Here is a 17,356-nt window from a genome sequence, read left to right on the forward strand (position 1 = left end):
GTCCGACGTGTGGGTGTGGTCCCGACCGACCCTATAGCCGTGATGTGAGGTGCGCCACACGAGACGATCGGTCGGTGGAGGTGAACGCGCCGACGAATCACCCGCGGGTTGACGTTCGCCCCATCAATGCCTCACGCCCGTCGCGGGCAGCCGGCACAGGCGTCCAGGCCGGGCAGGGCGTACATGAGGCAGCACGACGTCCGCTCCGGCGGCGGCGCTCCGACGAGCCGGGCGAGGGCGATCTCCCACATGTCCTCGACCATGCCGAGCCGCTGCCGGCTGCTCATCTTCGTCGGTGTCGGCAACCGGGTGGCCAGGGTGGTGCCGGTCTCGCGGTACCCCGCCCAGGCCGTCTCCAGCCGCTCGACGTCGTCCTCGACCCGCTGGTGGCCGCCGGGGCGCACCTGCACCGCGACCGGGTAGAGGTAGGACGGGTCGAGGTCGAGGGACCACAGCGCCGGTTCGGCGTCGAGGGCGAAGGGGGTGCGCACCGCCGCGGTCGCGATGACCGTCGCGAGCGGGTCGAGCAGGTACTGCAGGACGAACGCCGAGGGCATCCCGGCCGGCGCGGTGCCGGACTGGGCGATCGTCACCTGTCGGTAGGCCTCGATCCACCGCGGTGCGACCTGCAGCGCACGGGCGAGCGGAACGCCCCGGTCCGGGTCGCCGTCGTCGGCGACCCGGACCGTGAGGAAGGCGAGGTGCCGGTCGAGCTGCGCGACCGCGGCACGCAGCTCAGCGGCGCCGACCTCGCTCAGCCCGTGGCCTTGGCGTAGGCGTCGCGGACCTTCTTGCTGATCCGGCCGCGGTCGGACACCTCGTGGCCGTTGGCCCGGGCCCACTCGCGGATCTTCGCCAGCTCGTTGCTGTTGGAACGCGACGAGGAGGACGATCCGCTGCTGCGACGACCGGCCACCCGCCGACCGGCGCCGACGTACCCGGCAAGGGCGTCGCGCAGGGCGGTCGCGTTCTTCTCGTTGAGGTCGATCTCGTAGCTGACGCCATCAAGACCGAAGGTGACGGTCTCGGTGGCCTCACCCCCGTCGATGTCGTCCTCGAGGATGATCTGGACACGCTGGGCCATGTCGGGCTCCGTTCAATTGAAGAAAGTCTTTGGGATGCATTCCACAATAGTCAGGAATCCGATGAATCGCCCAATTATTTGTCCACAGGTCCGTCCTTCTTGGGGAGCGGCTGGTGATTTCCCTTGAGGTTGTCACCGTGCTCCGCATTCCATTTCGCAATGGCCTTTCGCTCACTGCGGTCGGCCTCGATCATGTAGCGGATGATCCAGTAGAAGAGATAACCCACCCCGACCGTCGGCAGCAGCGCGGCCAGATAGGGCCAGTACTCGGCAATGAATGCACCCATGATCAGGCCTCGGGCTTCAGGTGGGGGAAGAGGATCGTCTCGCGGATGCCGACGCCGGTGAAGAGCATGATCAGGCGATCGATGCCCAGACCGAGTCCACCCATCGGCGGCGCGCCGAACTCCAGCGCCCGCAGGAAGTCCTCGTCCAGCTGCATCGCCTCGTCGTCGCCGGCAGCGGCGCGCCGGGACTGGTCCTCGAGGACCTCGCGCTGGATGACCGGGTCGATCAGCTCGGAGAACGCCGTGCCCCGCTCGACACCGCCGATGAAGAGGTCCCAGGCCTCGATGAGGCCCTCCTTCTCCCGGTGCGGGCGGGCCAGCGGCTGGGCGATCGCCGGGTAGTCGCAGATGAAGGTGGGCTGGATGCAGGTGGGCTCGACGAGCTCGGCGACCATCTCCATGGCGGCCTTGCCGGCGTCCCAGGACGGGTCGAGGGAGACCCCGTTCGCCTCCGCGATCTCGCGCAGGCGCTCGACCGGGGTGGTCACGTCGACGTCCTCGCCGACGGCCTCGCTCAGGGCGGGGTAGAAGGACAGCCACCGCCACTCACCATCGAGGTCGACCTCCCCGGCGGGAGTGGTCACCCGGCGGGTCCCGGCGACATCGGCAGCGGCAAGAATGAGCGCCTTGATCAGCTCGGCCATCGTGAACTGGTCACCCCAGGCCTCGTAGACCTCGAGCGAGGTGAATTCCGGGGAGTGTGTGGAGTCCACACCCTCGTTGCGGAAAAGGCGCCCCATTTCGTAGACACGGTCCACACCACCGACGACGGCCTTCTTCAACGGCAGCTCGAGGGCAATGCGCAGCGACATCCCCTGGTCGAAGGCATTCATGTGCGTATCGAAAGGACGCGCCGCGGCGCCACCGTGCACGAGCTGCAGCACCGGCGTCTCGATCTCGATGAATTCACGGGCGTGCAGGGTCTCGCGAATGGCCCGAACGATCCCCGCGCGCAGCCGGACCATGTCGCGGGCCTCCTGGCGCACGACGAGGTCGGCATAGCGCTGGCGCACCCGCGCCTCCTCCGACAGCTCCTTGTGCAGGACGGGAAGGGGGCGCAGCGCCTTGGAGGCCATCGACCAGGAGGTGGCCATGACAGACAGCTCCCCGCGGCGGGAGCGGATGACGCGCCCGGTGACGGCGACGTGGTCACCGAGGTCGACGTCGTGCTTCCACGAGTCGAGGGCCTCCTGGCCGACCTCGGCGAGCGAGAGCATGATCTGCAGGCGGGTGCCGACGCCCTCCTGCAGGGCGGCGAAGGCGAGCTTGCCGGTGTTGCGCACGAACATCACGCGACCGGCGACGGTGACGACGTCCTGGGTCTCCTCGCCGGTCTCCAGGTGGCCCCAGGTCTCGTTGACCTGCGCGAGGGAGTGGGTGCGCGCGGCGCCGACCGGGTAGGCCTGCTTGCCGTCGGCGAGGATGCGGTCGCGCTTCTCGCGCCGGATGCGCATCTGCTCCGGCAGCTCGTCGTCGGCAGGGGTCTCGGTCGGCTCGTCACTCACGATCCCCCACGATATCCGCGGACCGGTCGGCGCCCGAATCGCCTCGGTCCCGGGAGAGGGGGCTCAGACCAGGTCGAGCGCGAGGTCGATGATCGGCGAGGAGTGGGTCAGCCCACCGACGCTCATGTAGTCGATCCCGGTGGAGCCGTACTCGGCGGCCACCGCCAGGCTCAGCCCGCCGGTCGCCTCGATCTCGACGGACACACCGAGCTCGGCCGCACGGGCCCGGGCCGCGTCGACCGTCGTGCGCAGCAGGTCGAGCGACATGTTGTCGCACATGAGGAACCGGGCCCCGACCTCGAGCGCCTCCAGCGCCTGCTCGGTCGACTCGACCTCCACCTCGATCGCGATCCCGGGGAAGCGCTCGCGGATGGCGGTGTACGCGGCGCCCACTCCCCCGGCGGCGACGACGTGGTTGTCCTTGACCATCGCGACGTCGAAGAGGCCCATCCTCTTGTTCGTCCCCCCACCGGCGCGCACCGCGTACTTCTCCAGCTCGCGCATGCCGGGCGTGGTCTTGCGGGTGTCGAGCACGCTGCACCCGGTCCCGGCCAGCGCGTCCGCCCAGCGGCGGGTGTGCGAGGCGATCCCGGACAGTCGGGACATGACGTTGAGCAGCGTCCGCTCGGCCATGAGTACCTGCCGGACGGATCCGTCGAGGACGGCGATGACGTCGCCGGCCGCCAACCGGGTCCCGTCGGCGATCCGCACGTCGAGCGAAGGGGGCGTCCCTCCGGTCAGCGCGGCGACCCCCTCGAGGACGAGCGCGATGACGGGTGCGCCGGCGAGGACCCCGCGCTCGCGGGCGACCACGTGACCGGTCGCGACCTGGTCGGCCGGGATGGTGGCGGAGCTCGTGACGTCGAGACCGTCCGGACCGAGGTCCTCCGCCAGAGCGGTGTCGACGAGCCGGCGGGCGGCCTCGAGCGGGAAGTCCGGGTCGGTCACTGCACGCCCTCCAGCGTCTCGGTCTCGGGTGCCTCGCGCGGCTGCGGCCAGCAGAGGTCGACGTCCAGACGGATGACGGCCAGCTCGCCGTCGGGGTCGCGCACGTGGACGAGGTGCGCGGACCAGCCGGCGTCGTCGGCGACCGGGTGGTCGTGGCGCACGTGGCCGCCGCGGGTCTCCTCGCGCAGGTGGGCGGCGGTGGCCAGCGCCTGCCCGAGGTGGAGCAGGTTGGTCGTCTCCCAGCTGCGCGGTCCCGGCTCCGCGTCGGACGTGGCCGCGGCCAGCTCCTGCAGGGAGGCCAGCGCCGAGCGCGTGGACCCCCCGGAGCGAAGGGGGCCGACCCCCGTCGTCATCGTCTCCTGCAGGGCGGGGCGGTGAGCGGCGTCGAGGAGGCCGGTGGTCCCCTCGCCCGGTGCGTCGACGAAGGGCAGCTCGCCGGCGGCCAGCCGCTCCACGAGGTCCTCGGCGATCCGGTGGGCGAAGACGAGCCCCTCGAGGAGGGAGTTGCTCGCGAGGCGGTTGGCGCCGTGCACGCCGGTGCACGAGACCTCCCCGCAGGCGTAGAGGCCGGGCAGGCTGGTGCGGCCGCGCAGGTCGGTGCGCACCCCGCCCGAGGCGTAGTGCTGCGCGGGGGCCACCGGAATGGGCTCGGTCGCGGGGTCGATGCCCAGCTCGCGGCACCGGGCGACGATCGTCGGGAAGCGCCGCTCGAGGAACTCCCCGCCGAGGTGCCGCGCGTCGAGGAGGACGTGGTCGGAGCCGGTCGCTTCCATCCGCTCGAGGATTGCCCGGGCGACGACGTCCCGGGGTGCGAGGTCGGCCAGCGGGTGAATGCCGGCCATGAAGGCCTCGCCGGTCGCGTCGACGAGGACCGCGCCCTCGCCGCGCACCGCCTCGGAGACCAGCGGCTGCTGACCGCTCGCCCCCGGGCCGAGGTGCATGACGGTCGGGTGGAACTGCACGAACTCGAGATCGGCGAGCGCTGCGCCGGCACGCAGGGCGACCGCCATGCCGTCGCCCGTGGCCACGGGAGGGTTGGTCGTCGAGGAGTAGATCTGGCCGAGCCCTCCGGTGGCGAGGACGACGGCCCGGGACCGCGCGGCCCCCACCCCGTCGATCTCCCCCTCGCCGATGACATGGACGGTCGCGCCGCACACGGAACCCTCGGCCGAGGTGAGCAGGTCGACGACGAGGGCGTTCTCGATGACCTCGATCCCGGGGTCGGCGCGCACGGCCTCGAGCTGGGCGATGAGCGCCCGCGAGATCTCCGCTCCGGTGGCGTCACCACCGGCGTGCGCGATCCGGTCGCGGTGGTGGCCACCCTCGCGGGTGAGCGTGATCTCGCCGGCGTCGTCGGTGTCGAACCGCGCGCCGAGCCCGATGAGCTCGCGCACCCGCGCGGGGCCCTCGGTGACGAGCACCTCGACGGCCGACTCGTCGCACAGGCCGACGCCGGCGACGAGGGTGTCGTCGAGGTGCTCGGCCGCGGAGTCCTCTGGTGCGAGGGCAGCGGCGATCCCGCCCTGGGCCCACGTGGTCGACCCGGCGGACAGCTCTGTCTTGGTCACCAGCAGCACCCGGTCGACGTGCTCGCGCAGGCGCAGCGCGCAGGTCAGCCCGGCGATGCCGGACCCGACGACGAGCACGTCCGCATCCGCCGTCCAGCCGGGCGGCGGCGCGGTGAGGAAGCGCGGGAGCGCGACCACCTCGTCCGCGTCAGGCACCGGCGCTTCCGTCACCCGGGTGGTCACGGTGGGTGACCGCCGAGGTGCTCAGCCCGAAGCCCTCCGGCACGTCGCCCACGTCGTGGTACTGGTCGACGAAGGCGTTGTCCCCGTCGACGAAGACGACCTGGGGCTCGTAGGTCCGCGCCTCGTGGTCGTCCATGGAGGCATAGGCGATGATGATGATCGTGTCACCGGGCTGGACGAGGCGGGCGGCGGCGCCGTTGATGCAGATGATCCCGCTGCCGCGCTCCCCCTCGATGGCATAGGTGGTCAGCCGGTTGCCGTTGTCGACGTCGACGATGTCGACCTGCTGCCCGGGGAGCATGTTCGCGGCGTCCATGAGGTCGCGGTCGATCGTCAGCGACCCGACGTAGTGCAGGTCGGCCTGGGTGACCGTGGCCCGGTGGATCTTGCTGTGGAGCATGTAACGCTGCACGACCAGTTGTCCTTCATCTCGGCGATTGACCGTCGTCCAGTCTCGCATCAGCGCGGTACCGCCGTCACGACGTGTGGAGCGAGACCTCCGGCACGCTCAGTCGTGGAGGGCGGCGTGGGGCACGTCGGAGAAGACCTCGAGCGCCCCACCCCCCGGACCGACGAGGACCGGGATGTTGTCGATGAGGCGGGTGGTGCCGACCTTGGCGGCGACGGCCAGCAGTGCCTCGCCGCGGTACCACTCCGGCACCTCGTCCAGGCTCGAGGGGTGGACGAGCACGAGGTAGTCCACCAGCGCGAGCGGCTCGCTGATGAGGACCTCCCGGGCGGCCCGTCGGATCGCCGAGGGCCCCTCCACCGCGCGATCGGCGCCGGCCCGCAGCGCGCGGGAGAGGCTGAGGGCGGTCTCCCGGTCGCTCTCGGACAGGTAGGTGTTGCGGCTGCTCATGGCCAGGCCGTCCTCCTCGCGCACGGTCGGCACGGAGACGACCGTCGCGGGGAAGTCGATGTCGCGCACCATCCGACGGATGAGCAGCAGCTGCTGGGCGTCCTTCTGCCCGTAGTAGAAGAGGTCACCGCGGGTGAGGTGCATCAGCTTGGCGACGACCGTGAGCATCCCGTCGAAGTGACCGGGCCGCGACTGTCCCTCGAGGACGTTGCCCAGCGGCCCGGCGGAGATGCGCACGCCGGGGTCGCCGTCCGGGTAGACCACGTCCGGGGTGGGCGCGAAGACCAGGTCGACCCCTTCACGGGTGCAGATCGTCAGATCGTCGTCGAAGGTCCGCGGATACTTCGACAGGTCCTCGCCCACCCCGAACTGCAGCGGGTTGAGGAAGATCGTCACCAGGACGTACCGGGCCCGCTCGCGGGCGGTGCGGATGAGCCGGGCGTGCCCCTCGTGCAGGGCGCCCATGGTCATCACGACGGCCACGTCGCCGTCGGTGAGCCCGGCGCGGGCGGCAGCGAGCTCGTCCCTGCTGCGGGTGACGAGGGGGGTGGTGGTCATCGGGTCTCCTCGTCGAGGATCGTCAGGATGGTCTCGGCCACGTCCGCGCGCAGCCGACCCGCGCGGGCGGCGCGCAGGGCAGTCGCCCTGGCCTGGGCGCGGTAGGCGGGACGGATGTCCTGCGGGAGGTCCGCCAGCTCGTCCAGGTGCGTGGCCACGGTACCGGCATCACCGCGCGCGACCGGCCCGGTCAGGGCCGCGTCACCGGAGGCCAGGGCGTTGTCCAGGCTCGCCTGGAGCAGTGGCCGCAGCACGCGGTCGGCGGGGTCGATGCCGGCCGTGCGCAGGATCTCCATGGCCTGGGCGACGAGGGTGACCAGGTGGTTGCTGCCGTGCGCCAGCGCCGCGTGGTACCGGCCGCGGGACTCCTCGGGCACCCACACCGGCTCGCCCCCGATCTCCACCACGAGGGTCTCGGCGACCGGTCGCATCTCCTCGGGCGCGGTGATCCCGAAGCAGCACTCGTGCAGCCGCGTGAGGTCGAGGCTGGTCCCGGTGAAGGTCATCGCCGGGTGGATCGCCATCGCCAGCACCTCGTCGGCGACCGGGGCGAAGGGGGCCAGCCCGTGCCGGCCCGAGGTGTGGACGACGAGCTGCCCGGGGCGCCAGGCACCGGTGGCGTGCAGGCCGGCGACGAGGTCGGTCAGGGCGTCGTCGGGCACGGCGAGGACGACGAGCTGCGCGGAGGAGACGACCTCGGGCACGGGCACGACCGGGACGCCGGGCAGGAGCAGCTCGGCGCGGTCCCGGCTGGCCTCGGAGACGGCGGAGACGGCGACGACCTCGTGGCCGGCTCCGCGCAGGGCGGCGCCGAGGACGGCACCGACGCGACCGGATCCGACGACCCCGACGCGCAGGGTGGGCCGCTCGGGCACGGGTGGGATGTTCACCGGCCCGACGGTACCCGGGGGGACTCCCCCTTCGCCCATCTGCCTGCGGGGCGACAATGCGGGGGTGCGGACGTGGCAGCAGGCGTGGGCGGAGGCCCTCTACGGCGAAGGGGGTTCTACCGTCGCGCGGAGGGGCCGGCCGGGCACTTCGCGACCTCGACGCACGGCACGGCCGGTGAGCTCCTCGCGGACGCGCTGCTGCGGCTGGTCGAGAGGGAGGGCCTGCGGCGGGTCGTCGACGTCGGCTGCGGCCGGGGTGAGCTGCTGACCGCCCTCGCAGCCTCGTCCCGCCGCGACGGTGTCCACCTCGACCTCCTGGGTGTCGACGTCGTGGACCGTCCCGCCGGTCTCGACCCGCGCATCGACTGGTTGGTCTCCCCGGCGGCGCCGACCTGCCCGACCTCGGCGCGCCGACCGACGCCCTCGTCCTCGCGCACGAGTGGCTCGACGTCGTGCCGTGCGGCATCGCCCGCGCGGACGAGCAGGGGGCCCTGCGCACGGTGTGCGTCGACGAGGACGGTGTCGAGCGCCTCGGCGGGCCCCTCGACGACGCCTCCGCCGCCTGGGTGACGCGGTGGTGGCCGGGGCCGCACCCGCCGGGTGCCACGGTCGAGGTCGGCCGCCCCCGCGACGAGGCCTTCGACCGACTGGCGGCGCGGACGGGCTCGGGCCTCGTCGTCGCCGTCGACTACGGCCACCGGGCGGGCGCCCGACCGCCCGACGGGACGCTCATGGGGTACCGCGCCGGGACGACCTGCCCCCCGCTGCCGGACGGGTCGTGCGACCTGACCGCGCACGTGGCGATGGACTCCCTTCGCGCCGACACCGTGCGCACGCAGCGCGAGGTGCTGCAGGACCTGGGGGTCGACGGCACGCGGCCACCGATCGAGCGGGCGCACACGGACCCGGCCGGCTACCTGGCTGCCCTGTCCGGGGCCTCCCACGCCGCCGCACTTACCGGCCCGGGTGCCGGCGACTTCCTGTGGGCGACCCGCCGCGTGCCCTGATCACGGGGTCCGCGGAGCGTTCGCCCCCTCCAAGTCTGAGCGCGGGGCCAGCGCCTCGAGAAGGCTGTCGGCGATGAGCACCTGCCCGCGCGGGCCCGGGTGCAGGTCGTCCAGGTACACCCCGTCGGGCGCGAAGGCCACCGGCGGCAGCACCGCCGACAGGTCGATGAAGCTGACTCCCTCGTGGTCGGTGCGATCGGCCATCTGGTCGAGGTAGAGGCTCCAGGCCGGGGCGCGGCCGCCCCAGTCGGGCACGAACCAGCCGACGAGCAGCACCGGTCCCTCGTACCCCTGCTCACGCGTCTGCTCGATCAGCGAGTCGAGGACACGGCCGAACTCCGCCGGTCCCACACCACGCAACGCGTCGTTGAAGCCGAGCGGCACGAGCAGCAGGTCCGGATCGAGCGAGAGGCTGTCGGCGAGGTAGGTCGGCGTCTGGGAGATGACGCGCGCCGAGACACCGGAGCGGGAGGCGTCGAGGACGTGGACGCACCGGTCGCGGTCGCCACGGTAGGGAGTCAGGTCGGTGACGGTCACCGGCGCCTCGCTCCCCGCTTCGCTGGCATTGGTCACCGTCACCGTGTGCCTGCCCGGCCCGAGGTCCTCGGAGGACCACACCCGGCGCTCGCCGGTGCTGCGCGTCTGCGTGCCGTCCGCCTCGGTGGCGCTCGGCCGGGGACTCCTCGTGCCGGTCGGGATGGCCAGCGCCGGCGTGGGGGTGACGCCATCGACCTCGATGCGCAGGGTGCCGCCGTCGGGCCGGGTGCGGTAACCGAGGTCGACCGAGCGGGCGTCGACCGGCCAGCTGATGCTGGCGCCGGGACCGAGCTGGAGCGCCCGCCCGCCGGGACCGACCTCCGTCAGCGGCGTGATCTCCCCCGTCGTCCGCGGGTCGGGCAGGGTCGAGGCCCGGTAGTCGGCGGGGACGACCGAGGTCGTGCCGTGATACCCGGCGGCACCGGTCGGGCAGTCCGGCGTCCCGGCCCGCTCACGAAGGCCGCGTTGCAGCCGGCCGACCCAACGGTTCTCCAGGTGGTCCTCGATGCCCGAGCCCTCACTCACCGAGTCACCGAGGACGACGATGTTCGCCGCGTCGTCGCCGGCCCCGCGCACGGCCTGCGTCCACGGCTCCAGTACGGGGTACCCGTCGAAGGTGCGCGTCGAGGAGGGCTGCGGGGACGGGAGCGAGCAGCCGGCCACGCCCAGCAGCGCGAGACCGACTGCGGCAGCGCACGCTGCCTTCACACGGGCCCGGATCGACACCGTCCCATGGTGCCTGACGCATACTGGCGGACATGACGAGCACACCGGGACCCGGCGCCCGGACGCTGGACGTCGGCGTCGGGGACGCCACCCTCGCGAGCGCGGACATGGTGCTCAACATCGGCCCGCAGCACCCGGCCACCCACGGCGTCCTGCGGCTGCGGGTCGTGCTCGACGGCGAGCGGGTGGTCTCGGCGGACCCGGTCGTCGGTTACATGCACCGCGGGGCGGAGAAGCTCTTCGAGGTCCGCGACTACCGACAGATCACGATGCTGGCCAACCGCCACGACTGGCTGTCGGCCTTCAGCAACGAGCTCGGGGTCGTCCTGGGGGTCGAGGCGATGCTCGGCATGGAGATCCCGGAGCGGGCGACGTGGGCGCGCACCCTCCTCGCGGAGCTCAACCGCGTGCTCAACCACCTGATGTTCCTGGGCTCCTACCCGCTGGAGCTCGGTGCGATCACGCCGATCTTCTACTCCTTCCGCGAGCGCGAGGACCTCCAGGCGGTGATGGAGGAGATCTCCGGCGGCCGGATGCACTTCATGTTCAATCGCGTCGGGGGCCTGAAGGAGGATCTGCCGGCGGGCTGGCTGGACCGGGTGTCGACCGTCGTCGCGCTGATCCGGGACCGGATGCCACAGCTCGAGGCCCTGATCGTCGGCAACGAGATCCTCGAGGCGAGGACGAAGGGGGTCGGCCCCCTCCCCCACGACCTCGCCTGCGCCTACGGGGTCTCCGGGCCGATCGCCCGGGCCTCGGGCGTCGACGTGGACCTGCGGCGCGACGACCCCTACCTCGCGTACGGGGAGCTCTTCGGCGAAGGGGGCCCCGGCAGGGTCGTCACCCGCACCGCCGGCGACAGCCTGGCGCGGCTCGAGGTGCTCCTGGAGCAGACCCACGTCAGCCTCGACCTCGCCGACGCGTGCGTGGAGCGGATGCGCTCGCTCGAGCGCGGTCCGGTGAACCAGCGCCTCCCCAAGGTGCTCAAGGTGCCCGAGGGCGACCGGTACACCGCGACGGAGAACCCGCTGGGCCTCAACGGATACCACCTGGTCTCGCGCGGCGACAAGACACCGTGGCGGCTGAAGCTGCGGTCCGCGTCCTTCGGGAACGTGCAGGTGCTCTCGCAGGTCCTGCCCGGCTGCCTCGTCTCCGACCTCGTTGCCGTGCTCGGCTCGATGTTCTTCGTCGTGGGGGACGTCGACAAGTAGCGGTGTGGGTCCGTCCCTGCGACCGGTCTCATGACCGACGGGTAGTAAAAGTCTGGGAAAACCTTGTGAGTTCTCCCAGCCATCTGTAAGTTGCAGGATGCAGATACCTACTCAGTGGTAGGTACATAACTCTGACCTCAGGGGAGATCCATGAGCAAGCGCGTCACCACCCGTCTGTCTGCGAGTGCCGCACTCGTCACCGGCCTCGGCTTGATGGGCATCGCCTCCGCGGCCCCGGCCCAGGCCGCTTCGGCCACGCTTGACTACAGCTGCACCTACACCGTGCTCAACATGGGTGTGATCGAGGGTGACAACGCCGTCAGTGTCGACCTCGACGTCGCGCTGCCGGAGACCGCGCAGGTCGGCGATGTGATCGACCCCGACGTGACGGCCACCGTCACCATCCCGGAGTCCCGGCGTGACTCGTTGTACGGCTTGCTCAACGTGCGCAGCATCGATGGGCCGGGAGAAGCCGAGGCAGCTGCCGAGGACGGTGGACTCAACGCGCAAAATGCGCGAAACCAGGCGGACTTCACGCTCAGCGACGGCACCACCACCCTCGATGGCACCATCCCGCTCCAGATCCCCATGACCGAGGTCCCGGCTGCCGGTGAGCTCGTCGTCACCGCCACCGGCTCGACGGAGCCCGTGACCCTCGAGCAGGCGGGCACCTACACCATCGCCGCGGGCGACTTCCAGAGCTACATCCGGGCGTACGACGCGAGTGGTGGCTACTCCACCAACGTCACGCTCGACTGCACCCTGGTCTCGTCGGACGCGACGATCGGCGCGGTCGTTGTCGAGCCCGGCACCGGGGATGACGGCACGGGCGGCACCGATGGGACCGACGGCACGGACGGGACTGACGGCACGGACGGGACCGACGGCACGGATGGCACGGACGGGACCGACGGCACGGATGGCACGGACGGCACCGACGGAACCGACGGGACCGACGGAACCGACGGCACGGACGGGACCGACGGCACGGATGGCACCGACGGCACCGACGGCACCGACGGAACCGACGGCACGGATGGCACCGACGGCACTGACGGCACGGACGCCGGCACCCCGCAGATCCCCGCGGTCGTCCAGACCGACGGTCTCACCCCGGCCATGACCTCCCAGGAGGACAACTCCGCCGCGCTCGCGCTCGGCGGTCTGCTCCTCGCGGGTGCAGGCGCCGGCACCGTGCTGGTCGCACGTCGCCGCGCGCAGCAGCACTGATGTAGGAAGCCACCGACCCCGGGTCGGCGAGCACGGCCACGGGCCGCCGACCAGAGGTCGGCGGCCCGTCGTCGTTCTCCCGTGGCCAGCGCATCAGGGTCCGATGCCTCCGGGACGAGCACGTGACGATTCGGTCCCGACGAGCCCCTCGCGTTGAGAGTGGCCCAACTCACCGCTATCTTCCTCGAAGGGCACCCGCGCCCAGCGGTTGCCGTCGAGAACTGGGGAGACCAGCATGGCTGCACGCCTGAAGACCCGCCTCTCCGCGGGTGCCGCACTCGTCACCGGCCTCGGCATGATGGGCGTCGCCACCGCCCTGCCGGCCCACGCCGAGACCACAGTCACCTACTCCTGCACGGTCGAGGGCGCAGACGCCAACGCGACCGCAGACGTCACGGTCACCTTCGACACCAACGCCCCGGCGACCGTCGCCCCCGGCAACACCGTGACCGTGGACTCCGTCACTGCCACCGCAGCCATCCCGCTGGCGGGCGCCTCGTCCCCGGCCGACGGGGCCGAGGTCACCGTCCCCGTCACCGCTCCGGTGGCCGTCGACGGTGAGCCCATCGGCACCGTCGACGCAACACTCACGTCAGAGGCCATCACCGTCGACGAGACCGGGGTGCAGGTTCAGCTGGCGGACCGCCAGTCGCGGTCCGTCGAGGTTCCCGTCGAGGCTGCCGGCCGGACCTTCCAGGTGCTGGTGCCGGCATCCTTCCAGGCCACGTTCGACGGCTTCGCCCAGGACCCGATCATCGCGTCGTGCGAGACGTCCGAGGCGGACCAGGTCATCGACACGGTGGTCGTCACCGCCCCGGAGATGGAGGAGGAGCCCGACGACGCCGAGGACACCGCCGAGGTCCACGACCCGACCGACGGCGAGGAGGCGCCCACCGGGGACACCTCCGAGGAGGCGCCCGCCGTCCCGCAGGTCGTGCAGACCGACGGCCTGACCCCGCAGATGCTGCCCGAGGAGGACAACACCATCGCGTACGCCCTCGGTGGCCTGCTCCTCGCCGGTGCGGGCGCCGGGACGGTCCTCGTGGCCCGTCGCCGCTCCACCCAGCACTGAGGACACACGACACACCACCACGGCACGGGCCGTCGGCACCCGGGAGCATCCCGGAGCCGACGGCCCGTACCGTTGCCCGCAGGGAACTCCACGACGGGGACAGCCGTTCACCCTGTGACGTCGAGATCAAGGAGGGGGGACACGTGACGACACCGCGCACACGCCGGGAGATGCGCCGCGAGGGCAGTCGCTACCGGCGCACGACCGCGCTCATGGCGGCCTCCGTCGCGCTCGTCGTGGGCGCCGGGGCCGCGGGGGTCTGGTGGGCGCAGCGCGACGAGCCGGTGATGAACGTCGACGTGGACGCCTACGTGCCGCCGACGGAGATCATGCCGACCTCGGCGAGCTCGTCGTCCTCACCGACGTCGTCGCGCACGACCTCGTCCAGCTCGTCGTCGGCCACGTCGACGTCCTCCACCGACGGCAACGTCGTCCAGGGCGCCCCCACCGGCAACCCGACTCGCGTCCAGGTCACCTCGGGCGGCCGCTCCATCGTCGACGCCACGCTCCAGGCCACGCTGCTCGACTCCGAAGACGTCCTGGCCCCCCCCTTCGGCACCGCCGGCTGGTACGCCGAGCCCGGCTGGCCCAAGCCCGGCTTCGACGGGGCGAGCATCCTCGTCGGCCACATCAACCACGGCAGCAACCCGGACGTCTTCTGGAACCTCCCCCGGGTCAACATCGGCGACGTCGTCACCGTCTCCTACAGCTCCGGCGAGCAGGTGAAGTTCGAGATCACCAGGTCCGAGGCGGCGACCAAGCAGGGTGTCCCCCAGGACGACTCGATCTGGGACCACGACAACCCGGATCCGGTGCTGCGCCTGATCACGTGCGATCCGCAGACGTCCTTCAGCAACGGGCACTACGACGGCAACTGGGTCGTGTGGGCCGAGCGGCTCACGACCTGACCCCGGAGCTCGTCAGGCGGGATCGCGCTCCTCGTCCTCGTCGTCGTCATCGATGCGGCACCAGGACTGCACGAGGAGCCCGGCGACGGCCAGGAGCAGGCCCCCGAACGCGGCGAGTCCGTGCTGGACCGCCAGGACCCCCCGGCCGCCGAAGTCGTGGTCCGGGAGCAGTGCGAGAGCCTGCCCGAGGTAGAAGCCCCCGGTGATCGCTCCGGTGAGCGCGCTGGCCTGGGCCAGACCGAGCAGACGGGCGGCGACGACGGGCTCGACGTGGGTGCGACCGCGCCGCATCCGCCACATCCGCGAGCCGGCCACCACGACAACGACCGCCATCCCCGCGAGCAGGACACCGGCGACCCAACCGATCCGCAGCCCGGCATGACCACCCGTGATCCACCAGCGCCCGAAGCCCCAGCTGAGCACCATCACGGCAAAGGCGACGAGCACCGTCGTCGAGATCTTCAGGCCCGTCCTCAGCACGAGCCGGCCTCCGTGTCGCGCATGTCGGAGGTGTCGACCGCCGCGAGCAGCTCGCTCACGGCGATGACCGAGCCGCCGACGCGCAGGACGGCGTCCGGGTCGACGCGGGTCCACGGGGCAAGCACGAAGCCGCGCTCGTGCGCCCGCGGGTGCGGCAGCGTGAGCTGCGGTTCGTCGCTGACGACGTCCGTCCCGGCGGCGGGGTCGCCGTACTGGATGAGGTCCAGGTCGAGGCTGCGCGCCCCCCAGCGCACCTCACGCACCCGTCCGTGCCGGGCCTCGACGGCGTGCAGCCGCGCGAGCAGCGCGTCGGGCGCATGGGCCGTCGTCGCCACCAGGACGGTGTTGGTGTAGCGCGGCTGGTCGGGACCGCCGACCGGGTCCGTCGTGACGAAGGGGGCCCGGCGCACCGCCTCGAGGTCACCGGCGAGGTCGTCGATCGCGGCGTCGAGCCGTCGCTCAGGGTCCCCGAGGTTGGCACCGAGCGCGATCACCACGGGGACGGCGCGCCGACGCTCGATGCCCACGGTCACGTCCCCGAAGGGCACCCCCACGGGTGCGGAGGGCTTGTGGACGGTCACCTGGACGGTGTGCACACCGGGGCGGGCCAGCGCGTCCCCGGCGATCTGCTCGGCGAGCGACTCGATCAGGTCGAGCGAGGGGCCCTCGATCCGGGCGACGACGTCCGCGCCGACCTCGGCGTAGTTGACCGTGCGGGCGAGCTCGTCGCTCGTCCCGGCGGGGGCCAGGTCGAGGTGCAGCACGACGTCGACGACGAACTCCTGCCCCTCGCGCTTCTCCCGGGTCAGCACGCCGTGGTGGCCGAAGGCACGCACACCCAGCAGGCTGATGCGGTCGCGCGGCATGGTCATGCCGGTAGCTCCCCCATCGCCGCGGTGACGTCGATCGCGTCGATCGTGGCGGTGACGTCGTGCACACGCACGCACCACACCCCGGCGCGGGCCGCGCGGGCGCTGGTGGTGGCCGTGGCCACGGCCCGGGCGTCGAGGGGACGCTCGTCCCCCTCCCTTCGCCCGACCCGACCGAGGAATCCCTTGCGGGACGTGCCGAGCAGGACGGGGTAGCCGAGGTCGACGACCTCCTCGAGGCCGGCGAGCAGCTCCCAGTTGTGCTCGGCGGTCTTGCTGAAGCCGATGCCCGGGTCGAGGACCAGCTGCTCGGGCACGGCCCCGGCGTCGCGCAGCGCAGTGACGCGCTCCTCGAGCTCGGCGCACACCTCCGCGACGACGTCCCCGTAGCGCGCCTTGGACTGCATGTCGTGCGAGTGCCCGCGCCAGTGCATCACGACGAAGGGGGCGCCGCTGTCGGCGACGAGGGCCGGCATCTGAGGGTCGGCCAGTCCTCCGCTCACGTCGTTGATGATCGCGCCTCCGGCCTCGAGCGACGGACGGGCCACATCGGCCCGCATCGTGTCGACCGAGACGACGACACCCTCTTGGGCGAGGGCCTCGACGACGGGCACGACCCGGCGCAGCTCCTCCTCCGCCGACGGACGCTGCGCCCCGGGGCGTGTGGACTCACCGCCGACGTCGATGACGTCGGCACCGGCCGCGACGAGCTCGCGACCGTGGGCGATGGCCGCATCGGTCTCGATCCACCGGCCGCCGTCGCTGAAGGAGTCGGGCGTGACGTTGACGACGCCCATGACCACCGGGCCGGGCCGCGTCGCCCGGGCCGCGAGCTGCTCGAGGACGGCGTGCGTCACCGAGCGGCCCCGGAGAGCAGTGCCATGGCCTCGGCCCGGGTGGTCGCGTCACGCAGCTGGCCGCGCACGGCGGAGGTGATGGTCTTGGCGCCCGGCTTGCGCACCCCGCGCATCGACATGCACAGGTGCTCGGCCTCGACGACGACGATGACGCCACCCACGTCGAGGTGGTCGACGAGGGCGTCGGCGATCTGGCTGGTCAGGCGCTCCTGGACCTGCGGGCGCTTGGCGAACATGTCGACGAGACGGGCGAGCTTCGACAGGCCGGTCACCTTGCCGCTCTTGCCGGGCACGTAGCCGACGTGAGCGACCCCGTGGAAGGGGACGAGGTGGTGCTCGCACGTGGAGTACAGCTCGATGTCACGCACGATCACCAGCTCGTCGTGCGCGATGTCGAAGGTCGTCCCGAGCAGCTCCGCCGGGTCGGAGTGCAGCCCGGCGAAGACCTCCTCGTACGAGCGGGCGACCCGCCCGGGGGTCTCGACGAGCCCGTCACGGTCGGGGTCCTCCCCGACCGCGATGAGGATCTCGCGCACGGCTGCCTCGATGCGAGCCACGTCGACGCTGCGGGCCATGG

Annotated in this window: 20 protein-coding genes; 5 read left to right on the top strand and 15 right to left on the bottom strand. The window is 72.1% G+C overall.

Going from position 1 to position 17,356, the window contains the following annotated elements; all coding sequences use genetic code 11:
* Positions 1–131: 131 nt before the first annotated feature.
* From PVE36_RS12445 to PVE36_RS12490, 10 genes are all read right to left on the bottom strand, one after another.
* Entirely contained in the window at positions 132–593 is a 462-nt protein-coding gene (locus PVE36_RS12445; protein ID WP_277452771.1) for a (2Fe-2S)-binding protein, read from the bottom strand.
* Positions 594–754: 161 nt separating this feature from the next.
* Complete coding sequence (locus PVE36_RS12450; RefSeq protein WP_277452773.1) at positions 755–1,084, bottom strand: Lsr2 family protein; 330 nt, start codon at positions 1,082–1,084, stop codon at positions 755–757.
* Between the two features lie 74 nt (positions 1,085–1,158).
* Positions 1,159–1,371, bottom strand: a complete 213-nt coding sequence (locus tag PVE36_RS12455; protein WP_277452775.1) for a hypothetical protein — start codon at positions 1,369–1,371, stop codon at positions 1,159–1,161.
* Between the two features lie 2 nt (positions 1,372–1,373).
* Complete coding sequence (gene lysS, locus PVE36_RS12460; protein ID WP_277455836.1) at positions 1,374–2,825, bottom strand: lysine--tRNA ligase; 1,452 nt, start codon at positions 2,823–2,825, stop codon at positions 1,374–1,376.
* A gap of 114 nt (positions 2,826–2,939) precedes the next feature.
* Positions 2,940–3,824, bottom strand: a complete 885-nt coding sequence (nadC, locus tag PVE36_RS12465) for a carboxylating nicotinate-nucleotide diphosphorylase (RefSeq protein WP_277452776.1) — start codon at positions 3,822–3,824, stop codon at positions 2,940–2,942.
* Positions 3,821–5,548 carry an L-aspartate oxidase gene (locus PVE36_RS12470; protein ID WP_277452777.1) on the bottom strand — a complete coding sequence of 576 codons (1,728 nt, stop codon included), beginning with the start codon at positions 5,546–5,548 and terminating at the stop codon, positions 3,821–3,823. Before PVE36_RS12470 ends, nadC begins: the two co-directional genes overlap by 4 nt.
* Positions 5,541–5,987 carry an aspartate 1-decarboxylase gene (gene panD, locus PVE36_RS12475; protein WP_277452779.1) on the bottom strand — a complete coding sequence of 149 codons (447 nt, stop codon included), beginning with the start codon at positions 5,985–5,987 and terminating at the stop codon, positions 5,541–5,543. Before panD ends, PVE36_RS12470 begins: the two co-directional genes overlap by 8 nt.
* Before the next feature lie 96 nt (positions 5,988–6,083).
* Complete coding sequence (panC, locus tag PVE36_RS12480; RefSeq protein ID WP_277452780.1) at positions 6,084–6,992, bottom strand: pantoate--beta-alanine ligase; 909 nt, start codon at positions 6,990–6,992, stop codon at positions 6,084–6,086.
* Complete coding sequence (locus PVE36_RS12485) at positions 6,989–7,882, bottom strand: DUF2520 domain-containing protein (protein WP_277452781.1); 894 nt, start codon at positions 7,880–7,882, stop codon at positions 6,989–6,991. Before PVE36_RS12485 ends, panC begins: the two co-directional genes overlap by 4 nt.
* Positions 7,883–7,981: 99 nt before the next feature.
* Positions 7,982–8,188, bottom strand: a complete 207-nt coding sequence (locus PVE36_RS12490) for a hypothetical protein (RefSeq protein WP_277452783.1) — start codon at positions 8,186–8,188, stop codon at positions 7,982–7,984.
* Positions 8,189–8,334: 146 nt separating this feature from the next.
* On the opposite strand from PVE36_RS12490, the gene PVE36_RS12495 reads away from it, so the two are divergent.
* Complete coding sequence (locus PVE36_RS12495; protein ID WP_277452784.1) at positions 8,335–8,889, top strand: SAM-dependent methyltransferase; 555 nt, start codon at positions 8,335–8,337, stop codon at positions 8,887–8,889.
* Here the strand turns inward: PVE36_RS12495 and PVE36_RS12500 are convergent, their stop codons facing one another.
* A complete protein-coding gene (locus PVE36_RS12500) occupies positions 8,890–10,152 on the bottom strand; it encodes a GDSL-type esterase/lipase family protein (protein WP_277452786.1) in 1,263 nt (420 codons plus the stop codon).
* A 32-nt stretch (positions 10,153–10,184) separates the two neighbouring features.
* Here PVE36_RS12500 and PVE36_RS12505 point away from each other — a divergent pair, with 32 nt between their 5' ends.
* From PVE36_RS12505 to PVE36_RS12520, 4 genes are all read left to right on the top strand, one after another.
* Positions 10,185–11,363, top strand: coding sequence for an NADH-quinone oxidoreductase subunit D (locus tag PVE36_RS12505; protein WP_277452788.1), 1,179 nt, complete (start codon positions 10,185–10,187; stop codon positions 11,361–11,363).
* Between the two features lie 150 nt (positions 11,364–11,513).
* On the top strand, positions 11,514–12,593 hold the full coding sequence (locus tag PVE36_RS12510; RefSeq protein WP_277452790.1) for a DUF6801 domain-containing protein: 1,080 nt from the start codon (positions 11,514–11,516) through the stop codon (positions 12,591–12,593).
* A gap of 235 nt (positions 12,594–12,828) precedes the next feature.
* Positions 12,829–13,665 (top strand): hypothetical protein, encoded by an 837-nt coding sequence (locus tag PVE36_RS12515; protein ID WP_277452792.1) that lies wholly within the window; start codon positions 12,829–12,831, stop codon positions 13,663–13,665.
* A 143-nt stretch (positions 13,666–13,808) separates the two neighbouring features.
* Entirely contained in the window at positions 13,809–14,573 is a 765-nt protein-coding gene (locus PVE36_RS12520) for a class F sortase (protein ID WP_277452793.1), read from the top strand.
* A gap of 12 nt (positions 14,574–14,585) precedes the next feature.
* On the opposite strand, the gene PVE36_RS12525 is transcribed toward PVE36_RS12520, so the two are convergent.
* Genes PVE36_RS12525 through folE form a run of 4 tightly spaced genes read right to left on the bottom strand, consistent with a single transcriptional unit; the run spans position 14,586 to position 17,354 of the window.
* On the bottom strand, positions 14,586–15,053 hold the full coding sequence (locus PVE36_RS12525) for a DUF3180 domain-containing protein (protein WP_277452794.1): 468 nt from the start codon (positions 15,051–15,053) through the stop codon (positions 14,586–14,588).
* The gene (folK, locus tag PVE36_RS12530; protein ID WP_346780589.1) at positions 15,047–15,925 is read right to left on the bottom strand and encodes a 2-amino-4-hydroxy-6-hydroxymethyldihydropteridine diphosphokinase; all 879 of its coding nucleotides are present in this window, start codon (positions 15,923–15,925) and stop codon (positions 15,047–15,049) included. The genes PVE36_RS12525 and folK overlap by 7 nt, the downstream gene beginning before the upstream one ends.
* Complete coding sequence (gene folP, locus PVE36_RS12535; RefSeq protein ID WP_277452795.1) at positions 15,922–16,779, bottom strand: dihydropteroate synthase; 858 nt, start codon at positions 16,777–16,779, stop codon at positions 15,922–15,924. Before folP ends, folK begins: the two co-directional genes overlap by 4 nt.
* Positions 16,776–17,354 (bottom strand): GTP cyclohydrolase I FolE, encoded by a 579-nt coding sequence (gene folE / locus PVE36_RS12540; protein WP_277452797.1) that lies wholly within the window; start codon positions 17,352–17,354, stop codon positions 16,776–16,778. Before folE ends, folP begins: the two co-directional genes overlap by 4 nt.
* Positions 17,355–17,356 lie beyond the last annotated feature (2 nt).

Origin of the sequence: Janibacter sp. DB-40, from assembly GCF_029510815.1 — a bacterium.
Taxonomy (GTDB): Bacteria; Actinomycetota; Actinomycetes; order Actinomycetales; family Dermatophilaceae; genus Janibacter.